Origin of the sequence: Enterobacter cloacae complex sp. P42RS, from assembly GCF_014930595.1 — a bacterium.
Lineage (GTDB): Bacteria > Pseudomonadota > Gammaproteobacteria > Enterobacterales > Enterobacteriaceae > Enterobacter > Enterobacter bugandensis.
This window is the reverse complement of the sequence record NZ_JADBRK010000014.1, coordinates 1-25,437: the sequence shown is the minus strand read 5'-3', so window position 1 is coordinate 25,437 and position 25,437 is coordinate 1. Positions and strand designations below refer to the sequence as shown.

23 protein-coding genes and 1 pseudogene are annotated in these 25,437 nt (G+C 60.0%); 10 read left to right on the top strand and 14 right to left on the bottom strand.

The window, feature by feature from the left end; genetic code table 11:
* The first annotated feature begins 17 nt into the window (after window positions 1-17).
* Window positions 18-1,148 (top strand): class Ia ribonucleoside-diphosphate reductase subunit beta, encoded by a 1,131-nt coding sequence (gene nrdB, locus IM314_RS16105; RefSeq protein WP_041908962.1) that lies wholly within the window; start codon window positions 18-20, stop codon window positions 1,146-1,148.
* A complete protein-coding gene (gene yfaE / locus IM314_RS16100; protein WP_047367977.1) occupies window positions 1,148-1,402 on the top strand; it encodes a class I ribonucleotide reductase maintenance protein YfaE in 255 nt (84 codons plus the stop codon). The genes nrdB and yfaE overlap by 1 nt, the downstream gene beginning before the upstream one ends.
* A 23-nt stretch (window positions 1,403-1,425) precedes the next feature.
* Here the strand turns inward: yfaE and glpQ are convergent, their stop codons facing one another.
* Both glpQ and glpT read right to left on the bottom strand, forming a co-directional pair.
* On the bottom strand, window positions 1,426-2,478 hold the full coding sequence (gene glpQ, locus IM314_RS16095) for a glycerophosphodiester phosphodiesterase (protein WP_041908960.1): 1,053 nt from the start codon (window positions 2,476-2,478) through the stop codon (window positions 1,426-1,428).
* A gap of 11 nt (window positions 2,479-2,489) precedes the next feature.
* On the bottom strand, window positions 2,490-3,842 hold the full coding sequence (gene glpT / locus IM314_RS16090; protein WP_028013908.1) for a glycerol-3-phosphate transporter: 1,353 nt from the start codon (window positions 3,840-3,842) through the stop codon (window positions 2,490-2,492).
* A gap of 250 nt (window positions 3,843-4,092) precedes the next feature.
* Between glpT and glpA the strand changes: the two are divergent.
* The 3 genes and pseudogenes from glpA (at window position 4,093) to glpC (ending at window position 8,141) form a co-directional block, all read left to right on the top strand.
* A pseudogene (glpA, locus tag IM314_RS16085) lies at window positions 4,093-5,747 on the top strand (anaerobic glycerol-3-phosphate dehydrogenase subunit A).
* On the top strand, window positions 5,737-6,954 hold the full coding sequence (gene glpB / locus IM314_RS16080) for a glycerol-3-phosphate dehydrogenase subunit GlpB (protein ID WP_193358822.1): 1,218 nt from the start codon (window positions 5,737-5,739) through the stop codon (window positions 6,952-6,954). Before glpA ends, glpB begins: the two are co-directional and overlap by 11 nt.
* Window positions 6,951-8,141, top strand: coding sequence for an anaerobic glycerol-3-phosphate dehydrogenase subunit GlpC (glpC, locus tag IM314_RS16075; RefSeq protein ID WP_193358823.1), 1,191 nt, complete (start codon window positions 6,951-6,953; stop codon window positions 8,139-8,141). The genes glpB and glpC overlap by 4 nt, the downstream gene beginning before the upstream one ends.
* Window positions 8,142-8,174: 33 nt before the next feature.
* Here glpC and IM314_RS16070 read toward each other — a convergent pair whose 3' ends face one another.
* The 4 genes from IM314_RS16070 to tctD all read right to left on the bottom strand — a co-directional run bounded on the left by IM314_RS16070 (window position 8,175) and on the right by tctD (window position 12,206).
* Complete coding sequence (locus IM314_RS16070; protein ID WP_193358824.1) at window positions 8,175-9,374, bottom strand: nicotinamide mononucleotide deamidase-related protein YfaY; 1,200 nt, start codon at window positions 9,372-9,374, stop codon at window positions 8,175-8,177.
* 93 nt (window positions 9,375-9,467) lie between these two features.
* Window positions 9,468-10,007 (bottom strand): YfaZ family outer membrane protein, encoded by a 540-nt coding sequence (locus IM314_RS16065; protein ID WP_028013913.1) that lies wholly within the window; start codon window positions 10,005-10,007, stop codon window positions 9,468-9,470.
* A 128-nt stretch (window positions 10,008-10,135) separates the two neighbouring features.
* Window positions 10,136-11,545, bottom strand: a complete 1,410-nt coding sequence (locus IM314_RS16060; protein ID WP_193358825.1) for a sensor histidine kinase — start codon at window positions 11,543-11,545, stop codon at window positions 10,136-10,138.
* Window positions 11,532-12,206 carry a transcriptional regulator TctD gene (gene tctD / locus IM314_RS16055; RefSeq protein ID WP_028013915.1) on the bottom strand — a complete coding sequence of 225 codons (675 nt, stop codon included), beginning with the start codon at window positions 12,204-12,206 and terminating at the stop codon, window positions 11,532-11,534. The genes IM314_RS16060 and tctD overlap by 14 nt, the downstream gene beginning before the upstream one ends.
* A gap of 137 nt (window positions 12,207-12,343) precedes the next feature.
* Between tctD and IM314_RS16050 the strand changes: the two genes are divergently transcribed.
* Genes IM314_RS16050 through IM314_RS16040 form a run of 3 tightly spaced genes read left to right on the top strand, consistent with a single transcriptional unit; the run spans window position 12,344 to window position 15,293 of the window.
* Window positions 12,344-13,324, top strand: coding sequence for a tripartite tricarboxylate transporter substrate binding protein (locus tag IM314_RS16050; protein WP_041908951.1), 981 nt, complete (start codon window positions 12,344-12,346; stop codon window positions 13,322-13,324).
* Between the two features lie 11 nt (window positions 13,325-13,335).
* Window positions 13,336-13,767, top strand: a complete 432-nt coding sequence (locus IM314_RS16045) for a tripartite tricarboxylate transporter TctB family protein (protein ID WP_014884622.1) — start codon at window positions 13,336-13,338, stop codon at window positions 13,765-13,767.
* Window positions 13,768-13,778: 11 nt separating this feature from the next.
* Window positions 13,779-15,293 (top strand): tripartite tricarboxylate transporter permease, encoded by a 1,515-nt coding sequence (locus IM314_RS16040; protein WP_193358826.1) that lies wholly within the window; start codon window positions 13,779-13,781, stop codon window positions 15,291-15,293.
* Here the strand turns inward: IM314_RS16040 and menE are convergent, their stop codons facing one another.
* From menE to IM314_RS16000, 8 genes are all read right to left on the bottom strand, one after another.
* Complete coding sequence (gene menE / locus IM314_RS16035; RefSeq protein ID WP_193358827.1) at window positions 15,294-16,655, bottom strand: o-succinylbenzoate--CoA ligase; 1,362 nt, start codon at window positions 16,653-16,655, stop codon at window positions 15,294-15,296.
* Window positions 16,652-17,617: an o-succinylbenzoate synthase gene (gene menC / locus IM314_RS16030; RefSeq protein ID WP_193358828.1), complete on the bottom strand. Its 966-nt coding sequence runs from the start codon at window positions 17,615-17,617 to the stop codon at window positions 16,652-16,654. Before menC ends, menE begins: the two co-directional genes overlap by 4 nt.
* Window positions 17,617-18,474, bottom strand: coding sequence for a 1,4-dihydroxy-2-naphthoyl-CoA synthase (gene menB / locus IM314_RS16025; protein WP_028013920.1), 858 nt, complete (start codon window positions 18,472-18,474; stop codon window positions 17,617-17,619). The genes menC and menB overlap by 1 nt, the downstream gene beginning before the upstream one ends.
* Window positions 18,471-19,247 (bottom strand): 2-succinyl-6-hydroxy-2,4-cyclohexadiene-1-carboxylate synthase, encoded by a 777-nt coding sequence (gene menH, locus IM314_RS16020; protein ID WP_193358829.1) that lies wholly within the window; start codon window positions 19,245-19,247, stop codon window positions 18,471-18,473. The genes menB and menH overlap by 4 nt, the downstream gene beginning before the upstream one ends.
* Entirely contained in the window at window positions 19,244-20,914 is a 1,671-nt protein-coding gene (menD, locus tag IM314_RS16015) for a 2-succinyl-5-enolpyruvyl-6-hydroxy-3-cyclohexene-1-carboxylic-acid synthase (protein ID WP_193358830.1), read from the bottom strand. Before menD ends, menH begins: the two co-directional genes overlap by 4 nt.
* Before the next feature lie 88 nt (window positions 20,915-21,002).
* Window positions 21,003-22,298 (bottom strand): isochorismate synthase MenF, encoded by a 1,296-nt coding sequence (gene menF / locus IM314_RS16010; RefSeq protein ID WP_193358831.1) that lies wholly within the window; start codon window positions 22,296-22,298, stop codon window positions 21,003-21,005.
* A gap of 85 nt (window positions 22,299-22,383) precedes the next feature.
* On the bottom strand, window positions 22,384-22,689 hold the full coding sequence (gene elaB / locus IM314_RS16005; RefSeq protein WP_028013924.1) for a stress response protein ElaB: 306 nt from the start codon (window positions 22,687-22,689) through the stop codon (window positions 22,384-22,386).
* A 53-nt stretch (window positions 22,690-22,742) separates the two neighbouring features.
* A complete protein-coding gene (locus IM314_RS16000; protein WP_193358832.1) occupies window positions 22,743-23,204 on the bottom strand; it encodes a GNAT family N-acetyltransferase in 462 nt (153 codons plus the stop codon).
* 71 nt (window positions 23,205-23,275) lie between these two features.
* Here IM314_RS16000 and rbn point away from each other — a divergent pair, with 71 nt between their 5' ends.
* Both rbn and IM314_RS15990 read left to right on the top strand, forming a co-directional pair.
* A complete protein-coding gene (rbn, locus tag IM314_RS15995) occupies window positions 23,276-24,193 on the top strand; it encodes a ribonuclease BN (protein WP_153656580.1) in 918 nt (305 codons plus the stop codon).
* Window positions 24,194-24,257: 64 nt separating this feature from the next.
* Window positions 24,258-25,262 carry a chemotaxis protein gene (locus IM314_RS15990; RefSeq protein ID WP_028013927.1) on the top strand — a complete coding sequence of 335 codons (1,005 nt, stop codon included), beginning with the start codon at window positions 24,258-24,260 and terminating at the stop codon, window positions 25,260-25,262.
* The last annotated feature ends 175 nt before the right edge of the window (window positions 25,263-25,437 follow it).

Below are 25,437 nucleotides of genomic sequence, written 5' to 3'. Positions count from 1 at the left end.
TAAGACAGGACACACTCATGGCATATACCACCTTTTCACAGACGAAAAACGACCAGCTCAAAGAGCCAATGTTCTTCGGCCAGCCGGTCAACGTGGCACGCTACGATCAGCAAAAATATGACATCTTCGAAAAGCTGATTGAAAAGCAACTCTCCTTCTTCTGGCGTCCGGAAGAAGTTGACGTTTCCCGCGACCGTATTGATTACCAGTCGCTGCCGGATCACGAAAAGCATATCTTCATCAGCAATCTGAAGTACCAGACGCTGCTGGACTCCATTCAGGGCCGTAGCCCGAACGTGGCGCTGTTGCCGCTGATCTCGATTCCTGAGCTGGAAACCTGGGTGGAAACCTGGGCGTTCTCTGAGACGATCCACTCCCGCTCTTATACCCACATCATCCGCAACATCGTGAACGATCCGGCGGTGGTGTTTGACGATATCGTCACTAACGAGCAGATCCAGAAGCGCGCGGAAGGCATTGCGCACTACTACGACGAGCTGATCGAGATGACCAGCTACTGGCATCTGCTGGGCGAAGGCACCCACAGCGTGAACGGCAAAACCGTTACCGTGAACCTGCGCGCGCTGAAAAAGCAGCTGTACCTCTGCCTGATGAGCGTTAACGCCCTGGAAGCGATCCGCTTCTACGTGAGCTTCGCCTGCTCCTTCGCCTTTGCCGAGCGCAAGCTGATGGAAGGCAACGCCAAAATCATCCGTCTGATCGCTCGTGACGAAGCCCTGCACCTGACCGGCACCCAGCACATGCTGAACCTGCTGCGCAGCGGTACGGACGACCCGGAGATGGCGGAAATCGCCGAAGAGTGCAAGCAGGAGTGCTACGACCTGTTCGTGCTGGCGGCTCAGCAGGAGAAAGAGTGGGCAGACTACCTGTTCCGCGACGGCTCCATGATTGGCCTGAACAAAGATATTCTGTGCCAGTACGTGGAGTACATCACCAACATCCGCATGCAGGCGGTTGGTCTGGACCTGCCGTTCCAGACGCGCTCTAACCCGATTCCGTGGATCAATACCTGGCTGGTATCCGATAACGTGCAGGTTGCGCCGCAGGAAGTGGAAGTGAGCTCTTATCTGGTCGGTCAGATTGATTCTGAAGTCAACACCGACGACCTGAGCGACTTCCAGCTCTGATGACGCGCGTAACGCTGAGCCTTTCTGGCACCGAAGTGCTGTGCCAGGATGAGCACCCTTCCCTTCTGGTGGCGCTTGAAGCGCATCAGGTGGAGGTAGAGTACCAGTGTCGTGAAGGCTATTGCGGCTCCTGCCGCTGCCGTCTGGTCGCAGGCCAGGTGGACTGGCTGACCGAACCGCTGGCCTTTATCAGTGAAGGGGAAATTTTGCCCTGCTGCTGCCGGGCAAAAGGCGATATTGAGATCGAGATGTAAAAAAGGGCCTTACGGCCCTTTTTCTATTTTAAGAACGTCACCGCTTTATCCGGGAAATCCGTAAACAGCCCGTCCACGTCCGCCTGCTTATACAACACCTCGTAAAGCTGATTCACATCGGTGGCATATGGCGGCAGCTGGTCGGCACGCACCGTGTACGGATGCACCTGCATTTTGCTGGCGTGCGCCTCTTTCACCATCGCCGTCAGCTTCACGTGGCCAGGCGTTGAGCCTTCCGCCACCAGCATGTGATAATCCGGCCCGATGCCGTCAGCGTACTGCGCAATCTGCTTCATCGCGCCCGGCTTGAACATCCAGTCGTAGCTGTAGTTCACCCACTTCCCGTCCGGCTGTTTCTCCTGGGTTTCGTTCCAGTCGGTGTAGGCAATCAGCTGCACCAGATTGAGATCCATCCCCATCTTCGGCTCCAGCTCGGTTTTGATGCGCTTCAACTCGGCGGCGTCAAAACACTGCAGGTAAACTTTGTCCTTCTTGCTGGTGTAGCCGTACTGTTTCAGCACCTCCAGCGTCTTCGCGGCAATGTCCTTCCCTTCCTGATGGTGGAACCACGGCGCTTTGATCTCCGGGTAGATACCGATGTTTTTCCCGGTGGAGTGGTTCAGCCCCTGAACAAACTCAATCTCTTCCTGGAAGGTATGGATCCGGAAGTCAGATTTGCCCATCGGGAAGCGTCCCGGGTAGACCTGCACCTTCTTGCCGTTTTCAATCTCAAAGCCTTCGGTAAACTTCAGAGAGCGAATTTCATCCAGGGTAAAGTCGATGGCGTAGTAACGACCGTCTTTGCGCGCGCGGTCCGGGAAACGCTCCGCCACGTCCGTGACGCGGTCAAGATAGTGGTCATGCAGGACGACCAGCTGGTCGTCCTTCGTCATCACCAGATCCTGCTCCAGGTAATCCGCCCCCTGGGCATAGGCCATCGCTTTCGCCGGCAGCGTATGCTCCGGCAGATAGCCGCTGGCACCGCGGTGGGCGATAACGATTTTATCCGCCGCCAGGGCAGAGCCAGTCATCAGGCCTGCCAGCAGCAGGCCGGTGGTTAATGGAGTTAATTTCATCGCAATGCTCCTTATTGACGACGCGCCAGCACTTCCGCGTGGTGACGTTTCTCGCCGATCATCACAACAACCAGCAGCAGAACCGCCAGCACGCTGCCGCCAATCATCACCATAAAGCCGCCGTCCCAGCCGAAGAAGTCAACGGTGTAGCCCACGATAGCGCTCGCCGCGACGGAACCGCCGAGGTAGCCAAACAGACCGGTAAAGCCTGCCGCCGTGCCCGCCGCTTTTTTCGGCGCCAGCTCCAGCGCGTGCAGACCGATCAGCATCACCGGGCCGTAAATCAGGAAGCCGATAACGATCATACAGGCCATGTCTACTGATGGGTTACCCGGCGGGTTAAGCCAGTAAACGACAGTCGCGATGGTCACCAGGGTCATAAAGAACACGCCCGTTGCGCCGCGGTTGCCTTTAAACACTTTGTCCGACATCCAGCCGCAAATCAGCGTGCCCGGGATCCCGGCGTATTCATACAGGAAGTACGCCCAGGAGGATTTATCCAGCGCGAAGTGCTTCACCTCTTTCAGGTAGGTCGGGGACCAGTCGAGGATGCCGTAGCGCAGCAGGTATACGAACACGTTCGCCACCGCGATGTACCACAGCAGCTTGTTCGGCAGCACGTACTTCATGAAGATCTGTTTCGCGGTCAGCTCTTCTTCGTGCTTCTCGCTGTAGTCATCCGGATAGTCGTTTTTGTACTCTTCGATTGGCGGCAGCCCGCAGGACTGCGGCGTGTCGCGCATCAGGGCGAAGGCAATAATCGCCACCAGAATAGCACCAAAGGCAGGCATGTAGAGCGCCGCGTGCCAGTCGTTGAACCAGGCCATCCCCAGCAGGAACAGCAGAGGTGGAAGCCCGCCCCCGACGTTATGCGCGCAGTTCCACACCGACACAATGCCGCCACGCTCCTTCTGCGACCACCAGTGCACCATGGTACGTCCGCACGGCGGCCACCCCATCCCCTGGAACCAGCCGCAGAGGAACAGCAGCACGAACATGATGGCAATGCTGGACGTCGCCCACGGCACAAAGCCCATGAACAGCATGACCGCTGCCGCGAGGATCAGACCGGCGGGCAGGAACACGCGCGGATTCGAGCGGTCCGACACGGAACCCATGATGAATTTAGAAAAACCGTAGGCGATGGAGATCCCCGACAGCGCGAAGCCCAGGTCGCCGCGAGAGAAGCCCTGCTCCACCAGATACGGCATGGCGAGCGCAAAGTTTTTACGTACAAGATAGTACGCCGCATATCCGAAGAAGATCCCGAGGAAGATTTGCCAACGCAGACGGCGGTAGAGAGGATCGATCTCTGCCTCTGGCAGTCGCGCCCGATGCGGCGCAGGTTTGAAGATACTGAGCATAACAGCCTCCGTGGCCTTTCAAAAAATGACCAGGCATCTCGCGCCCGGTTACAGAGGCGGGGATGTTAAAAAAACATGCGGTTTGTTACTGTGAATCAACGCACAGATTGTTACAGAAATATGACATAATGCGCAAAAAAGCGCATGAAATCACGTTTCAGTTTCGAATTTCGCGCGTTTATGTTCGAAATCAAACAAACCACACGATTTATGTGGCTAAATGCTAAAAAACGAACATAGAGGAAAGGCAATGACAATTCACGATCCACGCTACAGCGATGTGATTATCATTGGCGGTGGCGCAACCGGCGCCGGCATCGCACGCGACTGCGCCCTTCGCGGCTTAAGCGTCACGCTTCTGGAGCGCCACGATATCGCCACCGGCGCGACGGGGCGTAACCACGGCCTGCTGCACAGCGGCGCGCGGTATGCGGTCACCGACGGTGAATCCGCGCGCGAATGTATCGCTGAAAACCAGATCCTCAAGCGTATCGCCCGACACTGCATAGAGCCGACCGACGGTCTCTTTATTACCCTTCCCGAAGATGACCTCGCCTTTCAGTCAACCTTCATAACCGCCTGTACTGCAGCGGGCATTCAGGCTGAGGCTATGGATCCGGCGCTGGCCCGGCGGCTGGAGCCGTCGGTGAACCCGACGCTGATCGGCGCGGTGAAGGTGCCTGACGGCACCGTCGATCCGTTCCGCCTGACCGCCGCCAACATGCTGGACGCCCGCGAGCATGGCGCGCGCATTCTGACCGGACATGAAGTGACCGGGCTTATCCGCGAGGGTCATCGCATCTGCGGCGTGCGGGTGTTTGATACGCAGTACAACGAGCACAGCGAGCTGCACGCCGCCGTAGTGGTCAACGCGGCGGGGATCTGGGGCCAGCGCATCGCAGAATACGCCGATTTATCCATCCGCATGTTCCCGGCAAAAGGTTCGCTGCTTATCCTTGACCACCGCATCAATAACCACGTCATCAACCGCTGCCGCAAACCGTCTGACGCCGACATTCTGGTGCCGGGCGACACCATTTCGCTCATCGGTACGACGTCAACGCACGTTGACTACAGCGACATTGACGTCAACCGGGTCACCGCCGAAGAAGTGGATATTCTGCTGCGCGAAGGGGAAAAGCTGGCGCCGGTGATGGCGCAGACGCGTATTCTGCGCGCCTACGCGGGCGTGCGTCCCCTTGTCGCCAGCGATAACGATCCGAGCGGACGTAACGTCAGCCGTGGCATCGTGCTGCTCGATCACGCCGAGCGCGACGGCATGGACGGGTTTATCACCATTACCGGCGGCAAGCTGATGACCTACCGGCTGATGGCCGAGTGGGCGACCGATGCCGTCTGCCGCAAGCTCGGAAATACCGAACCGTGCGTTACCGCAGAACAGCCGCTGCCGGGATCGCGCCAGTCTACCGAAAAAACGCTGCAAAAAATCATCTCCCTGCCCGCGCCGCTGCGCGGTTCGGCCATCTACCGCCACGGCGACAGAACGCCGCAGTGGCTCGGTGAAGGACGACTGAGCCGCAGCCTGGTGTGCGAGTGCGAAGCCGCAGCCTGGTGTGCGAGTGCGAAGCCGTTACCGCAGGCGAAGTGCAGTACGCGGTAGAGAACCTGACAGTCAACAGCCTGTTGGATCTCCGCCGCCGCACCCGCGTCGGAATGGGGACCTGTCAGGGCGAACTGTGCGCCTGTCGTGCCGCCGGGCTGCTGCAGCGTTTTCATACCACCACCGCCACCCAGTCGCTCGATCAGCTCAGCGCGTTTTTGAACGAGCGCTGGAAAGGCATTCAGCCTGTCGCCTGGGGTGATGCCCTGCGCGAAAGCGAATTTACCCGCTGGGTCTATCAGGGGCTTTGCGGCCTGGAGAAGGAGCAACACGATGAAATTTGATACCGTAATCGTCGGCGGCGGGCTGGCAGGCTTGCTCTGCGGCATCAAACTCACGAAGCAGGGGCTGCGCTGCGCCATTATCACCCGCGGCCAGAGCGCCCTGCACTTCTCGTCGGGATCGCTGGATCTGGTGGACGAAGCGTACCGCGACAGGCTGCCGCCGGAGCACCCCTATCACCTGGTTGGCGCGCAGCATATTGACCGCTTTGCGCTGGAAGCCGAAGCGCTGCTGGCGGGCTGCGGCGCGCGTCTGAAGGGAAGCGCCAGGCAAAATCACCAGCGCATCACGCCGCTCGGCACCCTGCGCTCCGCGTGGCTCAGCCCGGAGGAAGTCCCCGTGGCCCCCGTCAGCGCGGGACGAGTGCGGGTGGTGGGTATTAGCGGCTTTCTGGATTTTCAACCCCATCTCGCGGCGGCCTCGCTCTGTCGCCAGGGCATCAACGCCGACACGGCAGAAATAGAGCTGCCCGAGCTGGATATCCTGCACGATAACCCGAGCGAGTTTCGCGCGGTGAATATCGCCCGTTTTCTGGATAACGAGGAGAAATGGCCGCTGCTGTATGAGGCGCTCAGGCCGCTCGGTGAAACCTGCGATGCCCTGATAATGCCCGCCTGCTTTGGTTTAAACGACAACCGGCTCTGGCGCTGGCTCTCGGATCGTCTGCCCTGCACGCTCGGTTTGCTGCCGACGCTTCCCCCTTCCGTACCCGGCATTCGTCTGCACACCCAGCTTCAGCGCCAGTTTGTTGCGCAGGGCGGCGTATGGATGGCGGGTGATGAGGTGAAAAAAATCACCCTGACCGACGGCGCGGTGAGCGAAATCTGGACGCGCAACCACGAGGATATTCCGCTTCGCGCCCGCTATACGGTGCTGGCGAGCGGGAGCTTCTTCAGCAACGGGCTGCTGAGCAGCCGGGAGGGCATCCGGGAAGCGATTATGGGGCTGGATGTGCGGCAAACCGCTTCCCGCGCGGACTGGTATCAGTGTGATTTCTTCACGCCGCAGCCCTGGCAGCAGTTTGGCGTAATTGTCGATAACCGGCTACATCCGCAGCTTTCCGGTATGCCCGTCGGTAATCTTTTTGCCATCGGCTCGCTGCTGGGCGGATACGATCCGATCCCCCAGGGATGCGGCGGCGGGGTTTGCGCCGTCACGGCGCTGTATGTAGCCGAGCAGATTATCCAGCGCGTGGAGGCTGAACAATGAACGACACCCGTTTCGAAAGCTGCATTAAATGCACGGTCTGTACCACCGTCTGCCCGGTCAGCGGCGTGAACCCGCGCTACCCTGGGCCAAAGCAGGCCGGGCCGGACGGCGAGCGCCTGCGCCTGAAGGACGGCAGGCTGTACGACGAGGCGCTGAAATACTGCATCAACTGCAAGCGCTGCGAGGTCGCCTGCCCGTCGGACGTGAAAATCGGCGACATCATCCAGCGCGCCCGGGCGCGCTACAGCACGCAAAAGCCGTCACTGCGCGATGCGATCCTGAGCCATACCGATCTGATGGGCAGCGTCTCCACGCCGTTTGCCCCGCTGGTGAATGCCGCAACCTCATTCAAGCCGGTGCGTCAGCTGCTGGATGCCACGCTTAAAATAGACCATCACCGCAGCCTGCCAAAATATTCTCACGGCGCCTTCCGTCGCTGGTATAAAACCGTCGCGGAGCAGCAGGCGCAGTACGACGATCGGGTAGCCTTTTTCCACGGCTGCTATGTGAACTACAACCACCCGCAGCTGGGAAAAGACTTGCTGAAGGTGCTGAACGCCATGGGAACAGGCGTACAGCTGCTTAGCAAAGAGAAGTGCTGCGGCGTGCCGCTGATTGCCAACGGGTTTACCGATAAAGCGCGCAGGCAGGCCAAAAGCAACGTCACCTCCCTGCGCGAAGCGATTGTCGATAAAGGCATGCCGGTGCTGGCGACGTCGTCCACCTGCACCTTCACCCTGCGCGATGAGTATCCGCACCTGCTGGACGTGGATAACGCCGGACTGCGCGAGCACATCGAGCTGGCGACGCGCTTCCTCTGGCGCAAGCTGGACAGCGGGCAGACGTTGCCGCTGGGAACATTGCCGCTGAAGGTGGTCTATCACACCCCGTGTCATATGGAGAAAATGGGCTGGTCGCTCTATACGCTGGAGCTGCTGCGGTTAATTCCGGGGCTGGAGCTGACGGTGCTGGATTCGCGCTGCTGCGGCATCGCAGGCACCTACGGCTTTAAGCGTGAAAACTACGAAACCTCGCAGGCAATTGGCGCCCCGCTGTTCCGCCAGATTGAAGAGAGCGGCGCGGATATCGTGGTGACGGACTGCGAAACCTGTAAATGGCAGATTGAGATGTCCACCAGCAAGCGCTGCGAACATCCGATTACCCTGCTGGCGAAAGCGCTGGGCTGAACGTTGCCGGGGCGAAAGGCCCCGGCACAGGCATTACTCAACGAACAGCGACTCGACAACGTTAATCCAGCCGTGCTCGCTGGCGACCTCTTTGCCGTTGAGCCAGCGGCGCAGCATATTCAGCGCCATCATGGCGCACACCTCCTGACGCACCGCCAGGCTGTGGCGGGTGATGCTCATTTCTACCCGCAGCGCCCAGGTGCCTTCCGGCGTCGCCAGCGCGAAGTTGAGGTAATCCTCATCCAGCCCGCCGACAAACAGCGCCAGACCGGCAAAATGCTTCACCCTTCTTTCGGAAGCCCAGCGGGCGGTTTGCGCCAGGGTCTCCTGCTGAAACGGCACCACTTCGCTGGCGAGCAGCGGCGCGTTGACGCGCGACAATTGCAGCGCCAGCAGGCCACCGGTGAACTGCTCGCTTAAGGTCACGCTGAGCTGGCGAGTCTGCAGATGTTTTGCAATCTGCTCAGGCAACCCTTCCGTCCCTTCAAAAATCAGGCTTTCGCCCGCCACGCGCTGCACCTCAGGCCACAGGGCAAGCATCGCCTCTTTCTGCGTGGCCGGTCCTGTTAATTTGAGTTCAATGATCGGCATAGAGGAGCGATAGCCCATGGACACGCCCGGCGGCAGCGGAAGGTGGTCAAGGCTCTGGGCCAGATCGCTTTCCGAGCGGCCAAAGGTGGTCAGGCGCAGGCACAGCGGAGGTTCAGGCAGAGTAAAACGCTGGCGAAGGCGCGGCAGGATCTGCTGCTCGACCATCACCTTAAATTCGGAAGGCACGCCCGGCGTGAAGAACATCAGGCAGCGGTTCAGCTGCATGGCAAACCCGCATGCGGTACCGACCGGGTTATCAACCAGCTCGGCGCTGGCGGGAATTTCAGCCTGTTTACGGTTGCTGGGGGCCATGACGCGGCCACGTTCGGAGAAGAAGCGTTCCATCTGCGAAAGCCACGCCTCGTGCAGCACCAGCCCTTCGCCTTTTGCGGTCGCGGCAGCCAGCGCGCTAAGATCGTCACTGGTGGGGCCAAGCCCGCCGTTCACAATCAGCACGTCGCACTGTTCACTGCGCTCGCGCAGAACAGCGACCAGTGACTCCAGATTGTCGCCCACGGTATTGCGGCGCGTTAACGGTAATCCTTGCTCAAAGAAAAGATCGGCAAGCCAGGCAGCATTGGTATCAATAATCTGTCCGTGCAGCACTTCGTCGCCGGTGGATAACATCTCCACGTTAATCATTGTGTTCTCCCGCTTATTTGGTCAAAACACTATAGCGCAAACGCGGGGTGGAGATGAGAGAAACTGGCGCGACGGAACGCCGCGCCGGAACGATTAGAAGCCTGCGCTCACGCCCACGTACGGGCCGTCAGCCAGCGCGTTATCGCGGTTGCCGTCTTTACCGGCCAGGTTCAGATAACGGTAGCCCGCTTCGATGGTAATCGGACGCATGATGGTCCAGCGCGCGCCGGCGTTGGCTTCTTCATAGCTGTCGATGCCGCTGGAGAGAGAATCCGGAGAGTAGTAGTACTCACCAAACAGGCCGAAGCTGTCGCCAATTTTCCACTGCAGGCCGCCGCCCACTGCCGCTGCGTACCCTTCATCACCGTCATTTGGGTTGGTGTAGATACCTTTACCGCCAACGGTGGCCAGGAATGGGCCAAGAGGAATATTCAGACCGAGGCCGAGGCTTGCCGCGTCGCCGTCGTCATCGTTGTGCGTCCAGCCGCCGGTCATTGCCAGACCGGAGGTGTCAGTACCCATGCCAAAACCGAGGTGGGTATAGTCCTGACCCGCCGAACCATTAATGCTAATGGCGTTAGCCGCCGCAGATACAACCATCAGGCCGAGGCCCAGTAATGCCACTTTTTTCATTGTCGCGATCCTGCATAATTATAGAGAAGTCCCCAAAACCGCGAGATTTTAACCTGAGTCTGCGGGGGATCAAGCACTCTGCGTGCGGCGGACAGGAAGATTGTAACGATTTGAAACCCCCGGCTTTTTTACGTAAGCAGCAGAAAGCGCATTTTGACGCAAAGGCCACCCAGCGTTTCGCTGCGAGTCAGCTGCAAATGGCTGCGGTGCAGCCGGGCGATATCCCCCGCCAGCGCCAGCCCAATCCCGGAGCCGGCGGCGTTCCCGACGTTGTCCAGACGGTGGAAAGGCTGCATCGCCTGGTAGATCTGATCCTCTTCAATGCCGGGGCCGCTGTCCTCAACGCTCAGCTCAACGGCACCGCCATCCATGCGCAGGAAAACGGTCACGGTCCCGCCTGCAGGCGTATATTTAATCGCGTTCTCCAGCAGGTTGGCGCACAGCTCGCCCAGCAGAACGTCATCGCCTTCGATCGTGACCGGCTGCTGTACACCGTCATATCCTAAATCAATCGCCTTGCTCCGCGCCTGCGCCAGCCGGGAAAAGCAGCAGTTCTGCACCACCTGAACCAGATCCACAGGCGTAAAATGACGATCCCCCTGCTCTTTTCCCTTCACCGCTGAAAGCTGCAGCAGCCGCTCGGTGAGCACGATAGTGTCGTCCAGGGTGGCATTCATTGCCCGCAGACTCTCCTGCCACAGGGCGGGATCCTGACGCGCGAGGGCGACGGAGACCTGGGTTTTAAGCACCGCCAGCGGCGTTTTGAGCTGGTGCGACGCATCCGCGTTAAAGCGTTCCTGACGCGAAAGCACGCCGCGCAGCCGGTCGATATAGCGGTTAAAGGCGACTATCAGCAGCCGGGTCTCGGACCAGGGCAGCAGCTCCGGCAGCGGTGCGAGCAGGCCCGGCTCGCGCCGCACCATCAGTGACGAAAGCTGGCGCATTGGGCGCAGCACGCGGCGCAGCAGCCATGCGGTCAGCACCAGCGTCAGCAGCACCAGCAGCCCCTGTGAAACCCAGGATGAAAAGAGCAACTGGCTGGCGAGATAGCGGCGGGACTGGAGCGTCTCGGCGACGTAAATCTCCGCCATGCCAAAAACATTATCTTCATTTACGGGCTGCAGCAGGCGCGCCACCCGAATCGCCTGGCCGCGATATTCGGTGTGGTAAAACCAGGCCAGCGCCGGATAGAGCGTGGTGCGCGACGTCGCAGGCGGCATCTTCGGCAGATCGTCATAGCCGGAGATCACCCGTCCGTCGGGGTCGACCACCTTATAGTAGAGCCGGTCGTTCATGTTGAGCTCAAAGCTGTCGAGCACCACCCAGGGCACGTCGACCGCCAACCTGCTGTTGCGCACCTCCAGCCGCTCGGAGATGGTGCGGGCAGAGGATAACAGCGTGCGATCGTAGGCCTGCGTGGCCGCCTGCAGCGCGCTAACGTAGCTGTTAAAGGCCGACAATCCCCACAGCAGCAGCAGCGGTAGACCCAGGAAAAGCAACAGCTGCAGATAGAGCGACTGCGGCTTAACCCACCTCATCGCCGCACTCCAGCACGTACCCAAGCCCCCGAAGGGTGGTTATCCGCACGCCGCTGCCGGTCAACTTCTTACGCAGCCGGTGAATATAGAGATCGATGCTTTCAGGGCTGACGTCGTCGTTCAGGCTGAACACCTGGTCGAAAAGCTGCTGTCGTGAAACCGGACGGGTCCGGCGGTGCATCAGCACTTTCAGCAGGGAGAGCTCCCGCGGCGTCAGGGAAAGCGGTTCATCGCGCAGCAGGAAAAAGCCCTCGTCGTCATACTCCAGCTCCCCAAGGCGCTGGCGCTCCTGCGTTCGCCCCTCGCTTCGGCGCAACAGGGCGCGCAGACGCGCGTCAAGCTCCTCCAGCTCAAACGGTTTTGGCAGATAGTCATCTGCCCCGGCGTTCAGTCCCTTCACCCGATCCGCCACGTTGCTGCGGGCGGTAAGAAACAGCACCGGCAGCGTTTGCCCCCGTTTTCTGAGGCGGTGGACCACTTCCAGGCCGTCAAAACCGGGCATGCCGATGTCCAGAATAGCGACCGCGTAGTTTTCACCCTGCAGCAGATGGTCGGCGGCACGTCCGTCGGAGACGCAGTCCACGGCAAAGCCTTCCTGCACCAGCGCTTTCTCCAGCCAGTGAGCCAGCTCACGATTATCTTCTGCGAGTAAGAGACGCATGTCACATCCTGTAAAGTTGGTGTCCCGTTGAAAGGGAAATGAAAGGTTATTGTTTTAACAATCACGCAACGGAACCGCTACAAGGTGGTTCACATAATCAGAAAAAAAGACCCGTACCCACGGCGTGAGGATAAACGATGAAAAAACAATTACTTTCTACCCTTGCTGCAAGCGTATTGCTGTTGAGTACCTCTGTCGTTCAGGCCCAGGACGCTCCGTCCCGTACCGAATGTATCGCCCCGGCCAAACCGGGCGGCGGTTTCGATCTCACCTGCAAGCTTATTCAGGTCAGCCTGCTGGAGACGAAGGCCATTGAGAAACCGATGCGCGTCACCTACATGCCAGGCGGCGTGGGCGCGGTGGCCTATAACGCGATTGTCGCGCAACGTCCGGCGGAAGCGGGAACGGTGGTGGCCTTCTCCGGCGGCTCGCTGCTGAACCTGTCGCAGGGCAAGTTTGGCCGCTACGGTGTGAACGACGTGCGCTGGCTGGCGACCGTCGGCACCGACTACGGAATGATTGCCGTGCGTGCCGATTCCCCGTGGAAATCCCTGAAAGATCTGCTGACCGCTATGGAAAAAGATCCGAACAGCGTGGTGATTGGCGCAGGGGCGTCTATCGGCAGCCAGGACTGGATGAAAGCGGCCCTTCTCGCCCAGCAGGCGAAGGTTGACCCGCATAAGATGCGCTACGTGGCCTTTGAGGGCGGCGGCGAACCGGTCACGGCGCTGATGGGCAACCACGTTCAGGCCGTTTCCGGCGATCTCAGCGAGATGGTGCCGTACCTGAGCGGGGATAAAATCCGCGTGCTGGCGGTCTTCTCGGAAAACCGTCTGCCGGGCCAGCTGGCGAACGTCCCGACCGCCAAAGAGCAGGGTTATAACCTGGTCTGGCCGATCATCCGCGGCTTCTTCGTCGGGCCAAAAGTGACCGACGCCGAGTACCAGTGGTGGGTCGACGCGTTCAACAAACTCCAGCAGACGGAAGAATTTAAGAAACAGCGCGATCTGCGCGGACTGTTTGAGTTTAACCTGACCGGTAAGCCACTGGATGAGTACGTCAAAAAACAGGTGAATGACTACCGCGAACAGGCGAAAGCCTTTGGCCTGGCGAAATAACCGGAGGCGCTATGAGCGATCGTATTTTTGCCGGGATATGGCTGCTGCTCTGCGTTGGCGGGATGTTTGTCGCCTGGCAGATCCACAGCGAATACAGCTATGAACCCGTGGGACCCCGCCCCTTCCCGATGGGCATCGTCGGCCTGATGCTGCTCTGCTCGGTGGCGCTGCTGCTTCGCCACCCGGATACCGTCGAGTGGCCGCCGCGTCGCATTCTGCAGCGTCTGCTGGTGATGGTGATTGTCCTGCTGATGTATGCCTGGGGCTTTGAGTGGCTCGGCTTCCCGGTGGCGACCGCCATTCTGACGATGGTCATCGGCATGCTGTTTAACGCCACCCTCCCCGCGGCGGGGATCTCAGGCGTGGTGATGGGGATTTTACTGTGGTACGCCTTTGACCGCTTGCTGGACGTGACGTTACCGCTCGGCGCCTGGCTTAATTAACGGAGCACGCTATGGATACCTGGATTTACCTCTCGCAGGGGTTCGCCGTGGCGATGACCCCGGAAAACCTGGTGATAGCCCTGATCGGCTGTTTCGTGGGCACGATTGTCGGCCTGCTGCCGGGCCTTGGGCCGATCAACGGCGTGGCGATTTTACTCCCGCTGGCGTTTGCCCTGCATCTGCCTGCGGAATCGGCACTGATCCTGCTGGCAACGGTCTACATCGGCTGTGAATATGGCGGACGCATTTCGTCGATCCTGCTTAACGTGCCGGGGGATGCGGCGGCGATCATGACCGCGCTGGACGGCTACCCAATGGCGCGGCAGGGACGCGGCGGCGTGGCGCTCTCCATCTCTGCGGTCAGTTCATTCTTTGGCTCACTGATTGCCATTGGCGGCATCATTCTGTTCGCTCCTGCGCTGGCCCAGTGGTCGCTGGCGTTTGGTCCGGCAGAATATTTTGCCCTGATGGTGTTCGCCATTGCCTGCCTCGGCAGCATGATGGCGCAAAATCCGCTGAAGTCGTTTTTATCCGCGCTGATTGGCTTAGGGTTAGCCACCGTCGGCGTGGATGCCAACACCGGGGTCTATCGCTTTACCTTCGACAGCGTTCACCTGTCCGATGGCGTGCAGTTCATTGTCGTCGTGATCGGCCTGTTCTCTGTCTCTGAGATCTTACTGATGCTGGAGCATACCAGCAGCGGGCAGACGCTGGTGCGCAAAACCGGCCGGATGCTCTTTAGCACTAAAGAGGGCGCGCAGTGCATCGGCGCCACGCTGCGCTCGTCGGTGATTGGCTTCTTCGTCGGCATCCTGCCGGGCGCCGGGGCCACTATCGCCAGCGCCATCACCTACATGACCGAGAAGAAGCTCAGCGGCAATAGCGACAGCTTTGGTAAAGGCGATATTCGCGGCGTCGCCGCGCCTGAGGCGGCCAATAACGCCTCGGCCTGCGGCTCGTTTATCCCGATGCTGACCCTGGGCGTGCCGGGATCCGGCACCACGGCGGTGATGATGGGCGCGCTGACGCTCTATAACATTACGCCCGGCCCGGCGATGTTTACCGAGCAGCCTGATATTGTCTGGGGGCTGATTGCCGCGCTGCTGATCGCCAACGTCATGCTACTGGTGATGAATATCCCGCTGATTGGGCTGTTCACCCGCATGCTGACGATTCCGCTGTGGTTCCTAGTGCCCGCCATTGCCGCCGTCTCTGCGGTGGGGGTTTACGCGGTGCACAGCACCACGTTTGACCTGGTGCTGATGGTGGTCCTCGGCGTGTTCGGCTACATCTTGCGAAAAATGCACTTCCCAATGTCTCCGCTGATTTTGGGCTTTGTGCTGGGTGAGATGCTGGAGCAGAACCTGCGCCGCGCCCTGTCCATCAGCAACGGTAATGTGTCGATACTGTGGGACAGCAGCGTCGCGAAGGTTCTGTTAGCGCTCGCGGTCATGGTGATTGTGGTGCCGCCGGTGTTGCGCCTGCTGCGTCGTCGCCAGCGCAAACCGGAGCCGGATATCGGCTAACTATACGGACAGCTGGGCATTGACCCACTGCTTTAACGCCTGGCGGGAGATCTTAATCCCGCCATTTTTTAGCTCAGCCGGCAGCACCAGCCAGTGAACGGGCTGCTCAAAGCGCGCCAGCCTGCCCTGTACCCAGGTCGGGAAACGGGTGATATCCGTTCCCGGCTCGCACTCCACCACCGCCACCGGACGCTGTCCAAACTCGGCGTCATCCAGCGGGACGATAAAAACCTGGTTAATCTGCGGGTGCGCGGCGATAACGCGCTCCAGCGATTCCGGCTGGATCCCCTCTCCACCGCTGAAAAAGAGATTGTCCATGCGGCCTAAAATCGTCAGACGGTCGCCATGCCATTCCCCGCGATCGCGAGTGGCAAACCAGCCCTGCGCGTTGGTCAGCGGTATCAGGGCGCCGTCCCGCCAGTAGCCGGAAGCCATGCTCTGCGCTTTGATCCAGACTTCACCGTTAACGACCTGCACCTCTCTGCCCGGCAGCGCACGGCCCACGTCCGGATCGCCGTCAGCCTCTTTTGCGCAGACGGTAGAGGCAAACTCGGTGAGGCCGTAGCCGCAGTACGTCCGAACGCCCTGTTCCCGGGCCTTTTGCGTCAGCGTTACGGGAATGGCCGCCCCGCCGAGCAGCACCGCTTTCAGTGCGATGTGGCTTTCGCTATTGAGGAGACGCCAGAGCTGGGTCGGCACCAGCGAGGCGTGGGTGCAGCCGCGTAGCGCCTGCTCCAGCGGCTGCTTCTCGCGCACGGTTAAGCGCGCACCGGCCTGCAGCCAGCGCCATAAAATCCCCTGGCCTGAAACGTGAAACAGCGGCAGCGAAAGCAGCCAGTCGTCATTATCCCCGTAGGGCATCAGCGACAGCACGCCGCGGGCGCTGGCAAGATGGGCGGCGCTGGTATGCACCGCCGCCTTCGGCAGCCCGGTGGAGCCGGAGGTGAGCGTCATGGTGGCCAGCCGCGACGGCTGCCACGCAGCGCAGTACGCATCTGCTGGCTCGCACATGCTCAGGCCGTGAAGGCCGTCGTAGCTGCCGTCCAGCACCAGCGCAAAGCGCAGCGTCATCTGCGGGATCAGCACGTCGAGCAGCGGGCGCGGCAGCTGCGGATTAACGGGAAGAATACGTGCCCCGCACTGAAGCAGCGCCAGCCATGCCAGCAGCGTTTGCGGGTGGTTATAGGCCAGCAGCAGTACGCCGTCGCCCTCCGTCACGCCCTGCTGGTGAAACCCTGCCGCAAGGCGGTCGACGCGTACACACAACTGCTGCCAGGTGAGCGCTTCATCATTCAGCCTCAGGGCCGGTTTATCGGCAAAAAGCGCGCGCCAGTGACGCCAGGGCCAGTCGGTAAAACTCATAGCAACGGCTCCAGTGCCTCTGCGTCGAGGCACGGCAGCGTGCTGGCAGGCCACTCGCGGAGAAGCTGAGCCTGCATCAGGTTCAGCGTGTCGAGGCCGGGAACCGTGTCCGGCGTTAACCAGGCGGCAATGCGCGCCAGCTGGGTCAGCCCCAGGCTGGACTCTATCGACGAGCTGATCACCGCCGTCAGCCCCAGCGCGTGCGCCGCCGAGACCTGCTCGCGCACCTTCGCCAGGCTGCCGGTTAGCGTCGGCTTAATCACCACCGCGCTGACGCCGGGCTCGGCGACAAATTCAAAATCGTCCTCGCGCAGACTTTCATCCCAGGCGATGGCGATCCCCGTTTCGCGGGCAAAGGCGCGCGAGTCATCGCGGGTTTTGCACGGTTCTTCGAGGAAGGCAATGCGGCTGCGGTACGCCGGGTTGACGTACCTGGCGAACTGCTGCGCCTTAAGCGGCGTCCACGCGCGGTTGGCATCCAGACGCAGGTGCAGATCGGGGATTGCTTCCAGCAGCAGATTGGCGACCATGCCGTCACGCACCGCTTCGTAGAGACCGACTTTGATTTTCGCCACTTTCTCGCCCGGCATGGCGGCGAGCAGCGCGAACAGCTCGTCCGGGTCGCCCGTGCAGAGCGGTGCCGCGCGATAGTTAGCCTCTTCCGGCAGGCTACCGTCCAGCTCCGCCAGCGCGCAGCTGATGCCAAAGGCGGCGGAACGCGTGTCCGGTAATGCCGGGTTTGCGCCCTCACGCCACGCCTTTACCCACGTCAGCAATGCAGACTGCGCGTCATCCAGCGACTCCAGGCTAAAGCCCGGCAGAGGCGAAATCTCGCCCCAGCCTTCCTGCTCGTCCTGATGAAGATGCACAAAGAAGCCGTCACGGGTCTTTAACCGCCGTTCACGCAGCACCACGCCCGCGTCCATCGGTATCTGCCAGCGGTAAACCTGCGCGCGACGCATTACGGGTTCCGTTTGTATTTGCTGAAGTCTGGCTGGCGTTTTTCGTTGAACGCGTTGCGCCCTTCCTGACCCTCTTCGGTCATGTAGAACAGCATGGTGGCGTTACCCGCCAACTCCTGCAGACCCGCCTGACCGTCACAGTCCGCGTTCAGGGCCGCCTTCAGACAGCGCAGCGCCATTGGGCTGTTTTGCAGCATCTCGCGGCACCAGCGCACGGTCTCTTTTTCGAGATCGGCAAGCGGCACCACGGTATTCACCAGGCCCATATCCAGCGCTTCCTGTGCGTTGTACTGGCGGCACAGGAACCAGATTTCGCGGGCTTTTTTCTGCCCGACGATGCGCGCCATGTAAGAGGCACCCCAGCCGCCGTCGAAGGAGCCCACTTTCGGGCCGGTCTGGCCGAAGATGGCGTTTTCAGCAGCGATGGTCAGGTCGCACATCATGTGCAGCACGTGGCCACCGCCGATGGAATAGCCCGCCACCATCGCCACCACCGGTTTCGGGCAGGTGCGGATCTGGCGCTGGAAATCGAGGACGTTCAGGTGGTGCGTACCCGCATCGTCCTGGTATCCGCCGTAGTCGCCGCGCACCTTCTGATCGCCACCGGAGCAGAAGGCCTTCTCGCCTTCACCGGTCAGCACGATCACGCCGATACTGTCGTCGTAGCGCGCATCCGCCAGGGCCTGAATCATCTCTTTGACGGTCAGCGGACGGAAGGCGTTACGCACCTGCGGACGGTTGATGGTGATTTTGGCAATGCCGTCGGCGGATTTGTGGTAACGAATGTCGGTGTAGCCTTCGGAGCAGTCCTGCCATTCAACCGGCGCATAAAGCATATGTTCATCAGGATAGATCATAGAGTGTCCTTTATTCGAAGACGCAGTATCTGAGCCAGACTCGCGGCAACCGCGTCGGGGTTTTCCCGGTGGGCGTTGTGTCCGGCGTTTGGAATCGCATGGCGAACGGCGTCCAGTTCAGCGGCCAGGGCCGCGAACTTCTGGTCACGTTCACCGTAGAGATAGTCAAAAGGGAAATTGCATACGCTAATCGCGGCACGCAAATCGGGCTGCACGGCCAGCGACGTTGCTTCGAGCATCTTCGCCAGCGTCGCGCCGTTGTTCTGGCTGCGCAGGGCGATAAGCGCCTTGCGCTGGTGGTCAGTGAGGGAAGCAAATACCGGCTGTTGATACCAGTCGGTAAATACCTTTTCCAGCGGTTCGGTGCGAAAACGCGTCGCCCAGCGGCGGTCGGATGTCCACCGCGCGTGACGCTCATCCTCATCCTGCAGGCCCGGATGTCCACCTTCAACGATCACCCCCAGCAGCCCCTTCGGCTGCTGGCAGGCATGAAACATCGCAATGCGGCCGCCGAGGGAGTACCCCACCAGCCAAAAGTTCAGTATGTTGTAACTAAGCAGGGTTCGGGTAAGTAACGTGCTCATCTCGTCGAACCCCGTCACGGCAATATTCCCGGACTCACCGTGGCCCGGCAGGTCAAGATAGAGCCGGGAATACTCGCCGAGTTGCTTCCCGACAGCCTGCCACTCGGGGCAGTCGCCGGAAAAACCGTGCAAAAAGACCAGCCAGGGATAGCCCGGTTTTCCGGCCTGCTGCACACCCGAGAGGATCACAGCTGGCTCACCTGCGCCAGCAGGCTTTGCAGGGTCTGCGCGCCATCGGCCTCGTTCACCACCAGCTCAATCAGCGTCGCGCCCGGCTGCTTCCAGGCGGTGCTTAACGCCGCTTCCAGCTGTTCCCAGCTTTCCGGGCGATGGTATTTCAGGCTGAACATCGCCGCGGCGTGTTCAAACTGCACGTTCTGCGGCATCAGGTAGAAGCGCTCGCGCTCGCTCTGGGGCGTTGGCAACAGGGAGAAAATCTGCCCACCGTTGTTGTTGACCACAATCAGCACAAACGGCGCGGACGCCTGACGCAGTAGCGCCAGCGCGTTGAGATCGTAGAGCGCGGAGAGATCGCCCACGATCGCCAGCGTCGATTTCGCGCTGGCGCGCTGCACCCCCGCCGCCGTCGAGATCAGCCCGTCGATGCCGCTGGCACCGCGGTTGCTGTACACCGGGTAGCCCGCCGGCAGCTGCGAAAAGGCATCGATCAGCCGCACGACCAGGCTGTTGCCGACAAACAGCTGCCCCTGTTCCGGCAGGTATTGGCGAATACGGTGCGCCAGCCCGGCCTCGCTGAATGTCTCACAGCGCGCTTTGGTGATTTCCCACGCCTGACGCGACAGCTCAGGGATCGCCACCGCCCAGGGCTGACGTTTTTCCGCCGGGTGCAGTTCCAGCCAGCTATCAATTTTGCTCACCAGACGACGGCCGCTATGGTGCGCCGGGTCGAGCCGCCCTTCCAGCGCGTCCACCACCCAGTACTCTTCCGGCGTGCAGGTCGCCTGCCACTGCAGCAGACGTTTTCCGGTCAGGCTTGCGCCGATCTGGACCACAATCTGCGCCTGCGAAAGCTCAGTAACCGCTTTCGCGTTACCCAGCCAGAGATCGGCGCACGGCAGCGGCTGGCCGGTCTGGGAAAGCACGTCGCCAATCAGCGGCCAGCCGAGGGTTTGCGCCCATTCGGCGACCAGCCTGCCTTCGGCGGCGCTCATGCGCCCGGCGATGACCACGCCTCGCTTCTGCCGCCAGAAGAACCAGTCGCGCTGTTTCGCGCTCTCAAGATGCGTCTGCTCGCGCAGCCACGGCTTTTCGCTCTGCCACCATTCGCCGAGCGACCGCTGCCAGTCAAGGCCGGTATCGTCCAGCTCGCCGTACAGCGGCTCGGCAAACGGGCAGTTGATATGCAGCGCCCCGCTGCGCAATGTCGCCATGGCGTGATCGACGGTCGAGACCAGCCAGCTTGCAGGAATATCCTGGGTGGGACGCGGTAACGAAACCGTCTGCGAAGGGTGCGTAGAAAAAAGTCCGGGCTGGCGAATAGCCTGATTGGCGCCGCAGTCGATTAGCTCAGGCGGACGGTCGGCCGTCAGCAGGATCAGTTTTTCACCGGTTAACCCGGCCTCAATCAGGGCCGGATAGAGGTTCGCCACGGCGGTACCGGAAGTGACAATCACCGCCACGGGTTCTTTGCTGACCTTCGCCAGCCCGAGCGCGAGATGCCCCAGGCCTCGCTCGTCAAAGTGGGTGTGGTGAACAAACGCCCGGTTTTCAGCCGCCGCCAGCGTCAGCGGCGTTGAGCGAGAACCCGGTGCAATACACACGTGCCTGACTCCATGGCGCGTCAGGGCTTCAAGGATCACCGCCGCCCAGCGTCGGTTAAAAGAACTTACTGACATGAGATTGTCCGGTATCAAGAATGCGACACAGTATAAATAATAGAAAAAATTGGAATTTTGATATGAATCGGGATTGCGCGAATCAGTATTAATCCCTTAGGAGCAGAGAGCGCAATCCGGCGGCTTTGTTTTCGATCTCCTGCCACTCCTGCTCCGGGTCAGAGCCGCTGACAATGCCCGCTCCGGCGTAAAGCCGCAGAGCGTCTTCCTGTACGCGCGCCGAGCGCAGCGCCACGCAGAATTCGCTTTGTTCGGGGGATAAATACCCGGCCGAACCGGCGTACCACTCGCGGTTAAAGGGTTCAACGTGCTGAATAAACTCGCGCGCTGGCTGTCGCGGAAGCCCGGCAACCGCCGCCGTCGGCTGTAGCACGTGCAGGCACAGCTCATCGTCGGCCTGCTTGAGCTCGGTCCAGATACAGCGGCGTAAGTGCTGCACTTTGCGCAGGCGGACGACCTGAGCCGGCAACACCTCCAGCGTCTGCGTATGGTGTTGAAGACGCTGGCAGATATCTTCCACCACCAGCATATTTTCGCGCTGGTTTTTATCGTCATTCAGCAGCCACTCGCCCAGACGCTGCGCCTGTTTATCGTCAGTATGGCTGGCGACGGTGCCCGCCAGCGCTTCGGTGCGCAGCAGCTTGCCGCGCCGCCGCCAGAGACGCTCGGGCGTGGAGCCGAGAAACGCGTTGCTGGCGTCGAATATCATGCAGAAATGATAGCAGTTTAAATTCAGGGCGCGGCTGGCGGCCATCAGCGCGACGGGGTTAACGCGCTGTTTACACTGCAGGTCGGTGGCTCGGGCGAGAACGACCTTTTCGAAATCACCGCGTGCAATCGTCTCTGTCGCTTTGCCGATAAGGCTAAGCCATTGCGGTTTTTCCGGGTGATGGGTTTCGCGCTCAACCTGCACGGAGAGCGGACGGATCGGTCTGGCGGGAAGCAGTTGCTGTAAGAACGCCCGCGCGGTGTCGGCATCGTCCTCAAGCGAGCTGTCGCTCCACAGCTGCAGACGCAACGTGGCGTTGCCAGCGGTACGTCGCCACAGCAGACGCGGTAAAAAGAGGCTGCCCTGCTCCGGGTTAAACGCGTTCAGGCCGCAGATTCGGGTATCTTCAGGGGCGTGTTGCGCACTTAAAAACTGCGAGGCTAACGCCAGAGAGGAGAATTGGACCACCGCTCCCAGCGCGGCCAGCTCTTCATCGCCGTTACGCTGTTGCCAGTAAAACTGGGGATAGAACTGCTGCTCGCCCAGCCAGGCGAGGGGATCGAAGGCATCGTTTAACGGGAAAGAGACGTCGAAATGACGCAGGCCGGATGTGGCAGGTAACGCTTGCGAAAGATGGCTACGCAATTGTTCCAGCGCGAGGAAAATCGAATTCACGCGAACCTCTCCCTGTTAAAACCTCATATTATACGGGGTACCATAAGAAATATCAGTACCCACGTATAGGGAGTGGTTAAACGGCTTAACGACGGGCCAGCAGCAGACCCAGCACCAGCCCTACGGCTGCGCCCACCCCAATGCCCTGCCACGGTTTTTCATGGACGTAATCATCGGCACGATAAACCGCTTTTTTGGCGCGGTAGTAGTAAGTATCAGACGCATGGCTGACGCGGTTTTTAACGTCGTGGAGCGCCTGCTCGGCACGGGCTTTCAGCTCGATATATTTCTGATCGGCAGGGTCGCCCGAGGAACGTAACACCTCTTCCAGCGTTTCGCTCAGTAAGGTGAGGTCGTCGTCGATACGGGTATCCCAGGATTGAAATGACATATTTTTCTCCATGTTAGTACACCAGTCCGCTAACTATAGACAACGACGCGCCATTACGCCTGTTTCGCTTCCCGCGCCATACCGATGTGCGGAATACCGTCTTCGTCGTAGATGTCGGTGACCGGCATAAAACCGAAATGACCGTAGAAGGATTGCAGGTGCGCCTGCGCGCCCAGGTATAACGCCTTGTCCGGCCACTGTTTCTGGCATGACTCCAGCGTTTTTTCCATCAGCTGATAGCCCAGTTTCTCACCCCGAGCGTTACCGCTGATAATGACGCGGCCTATCACCACGGGCTCGACATCGTCCTCGCTTTTCAGAATCCTCGCATACGCCACCAGCTCGTTATCCTTCCAGCCGAGGATATGGCGGTTTTCGCCAACGAGGTCATCGCCGTCGATATCCTGATACGGGCACGTCTGTTCAACCACAAACACTTCGCAGCGCAGTTTAAGCAGTGCGTAGAGCGAATGAACGGAGAGCTCACTATGATGTAAATCTTGCCACTGGATCATCTCTTTCTCCTTCCTGGGGTTCATCACGTTATACTAAACCCCTCCCCGTTCGGCAAAGGGCTGATTGCGTTATGGAACTGATTTTTCTGGGTACGTCCGCTGGCGTGCCAACCCGCTCACGAAACGTGACGGCAATTCTGCTGGATCTTAAGCACCCCACCCGCGGCGGGCTGTGGCTGTTTGACTGCGGTGAAGGGACGCAGCATCAGCTGCTGCACACCGCGTATCACCCCGGCAAGCTGGATAAAATTTTTATTACTCACCTGCACGGCGACCATCTGTTTGGCCTGCCGGGCCTGCTGTGCAGCCGCTCCATGGCCGGCAACGCCAATCCGCTGACGATTTACGGTCCTGCGGGTGTGCGTGAATTTGTTGAAACCGCGCTGCGCCTGAGCGGATCATGGACGGATTATCCGCTGGAGATCGTTGAGATTAGCGAAGGCCTGGTTTTCGATGACGGTGATTATAAGGTGAGCGCTCAGCCGCTGAATCATCCCGTTGAGTGCTATGGCTATCGCATTGAAGCGCATGACAAACCCGGCGCGCTGGACGCCGCCGCGCTGAAGGCCGCTGGCGTAAAACCCGGACCGTTGTTCCAGCGCCTGAAGCACGGCGAGACCGTCACGCTGGAGGACGGTCGCGTCATCAACGGTCAGGATTATCTCGCCGCGCCCGAGCCGGGCAAGAAGCTGGCTATCTTTGGCGACACGGCCCCGTGCCCGGCGGCGCTTCAGCTTGCCCAGGGCGTTGACGTGATGGTGCACGAAGCCACGCTGGAAACGGCGATGGAAGAGAAAGCCAACGGCCGCGGCCATAGCTCAACGCGTCAGGCGGCGCAGCTTGCCCGCGACGCAGGCGTCGGAAGGCTGATCGTCACTCACGTCAGTTCCCGCTACGACGCGCGGGGGTGTGCAAGCCTGCTGGCAGAGTGCCTGGCGGTGTTCCCGGCGTGCGAGCTGGCCGAAGATTTCGCTAAGGTCAGCGTTTAGCCCTTCATTTTTCTCTCAGGATGCCGATAACGATTAAAAGGTCAGCATTTCTCTCGAGGGTAGAATGGATAATTTCCAGAAAGATATTGATGACAGGGCGAATCTCACCCTGTCGAACCGTTTTGAACTGTTACTGTTCCGTCTTGGCACCTCTCTGAACGAAAATAAATCCGAGCTGTTTGGCATTAACGTCTTTAAGCTGCGTGAAATTGTGCCGATGCCGGAATTCACAAAACCCGCCGGGATGAAATCACCGCTGATGGGGATGGTGAATATTCGCGATCAGGTGATCCCGGTGATAGATCTGGCCGCCGTGGCGGGCTGTAAGCCTACCACCGGGCTGAACATCCTGCTTATCACCGAATATGCCCGAAGCGTGCAGGCCTTTGCCGTGGAGTCGGTTGAAAACATCATGCGTCTGGACTGGAAGCAGGTGCACGCGGCGGAAACGGCCGTCAGCGGCCGCTATATCACCAGCATTGCCTGCCTGGATGAGAAAACGGATACCAACGATCTGGCGATGGTGCTGGACGTTGAGCAGATCCTGTATGACATCACCCCAGCCAACCACGATCTGCACGCCACCAATCTGAAAACCACCAAGTTCAACATCAAGCCGGGCGCAGTCGCGATTGTGGCGGAAGATTCCAAAGTGGCGCGTTCGATGCTGGAGAAAGGTCTGCAGGCGATGGAGATCCCAGCGCAGCTGCACATCACCGGCAAAGACGCGTGGGAAAAAATTGGCGTGCTGGCCGCGCAGGCGCAGGCTGAGGGCGTGCCGATCACCGATAAGATCGCGCTGGTGCTGACCGACCTCGAAATGCCGGAGATGGACGGATTTACGCTGACGCGCAAAATCAAAACCGACCCGGTTCTGAAGGATATTCCGGTAGTGATCCACTCCTCCCTTTCCGGCAACGCCAACGAAGATCATATTCGCAAGGTGAAGGCGGACGGGTACGTGGCGAAGTTTGAGCTGAACGAGCTGTCGTCGGTGATTGAGGAAGTGCTGGATCGTTCGATGAAGAAGATTGGCGGGCCGTTGATTAGCCGGAAGCAGCTGGCTTAAGTCCTGTGCGGGCTGGTGCCCTCACCCCATCCCTCTCCCACTGTACGGTCCGGGGACATAGTGAACACTTGTTCGGGGACATGGTAGACACTTACAACTAAGGCATAAGAACCCGTCTATGGAGTCGCTTATGCCCTGGGATGCGAGAGATACCATGTCATTACGTACCGAGTTT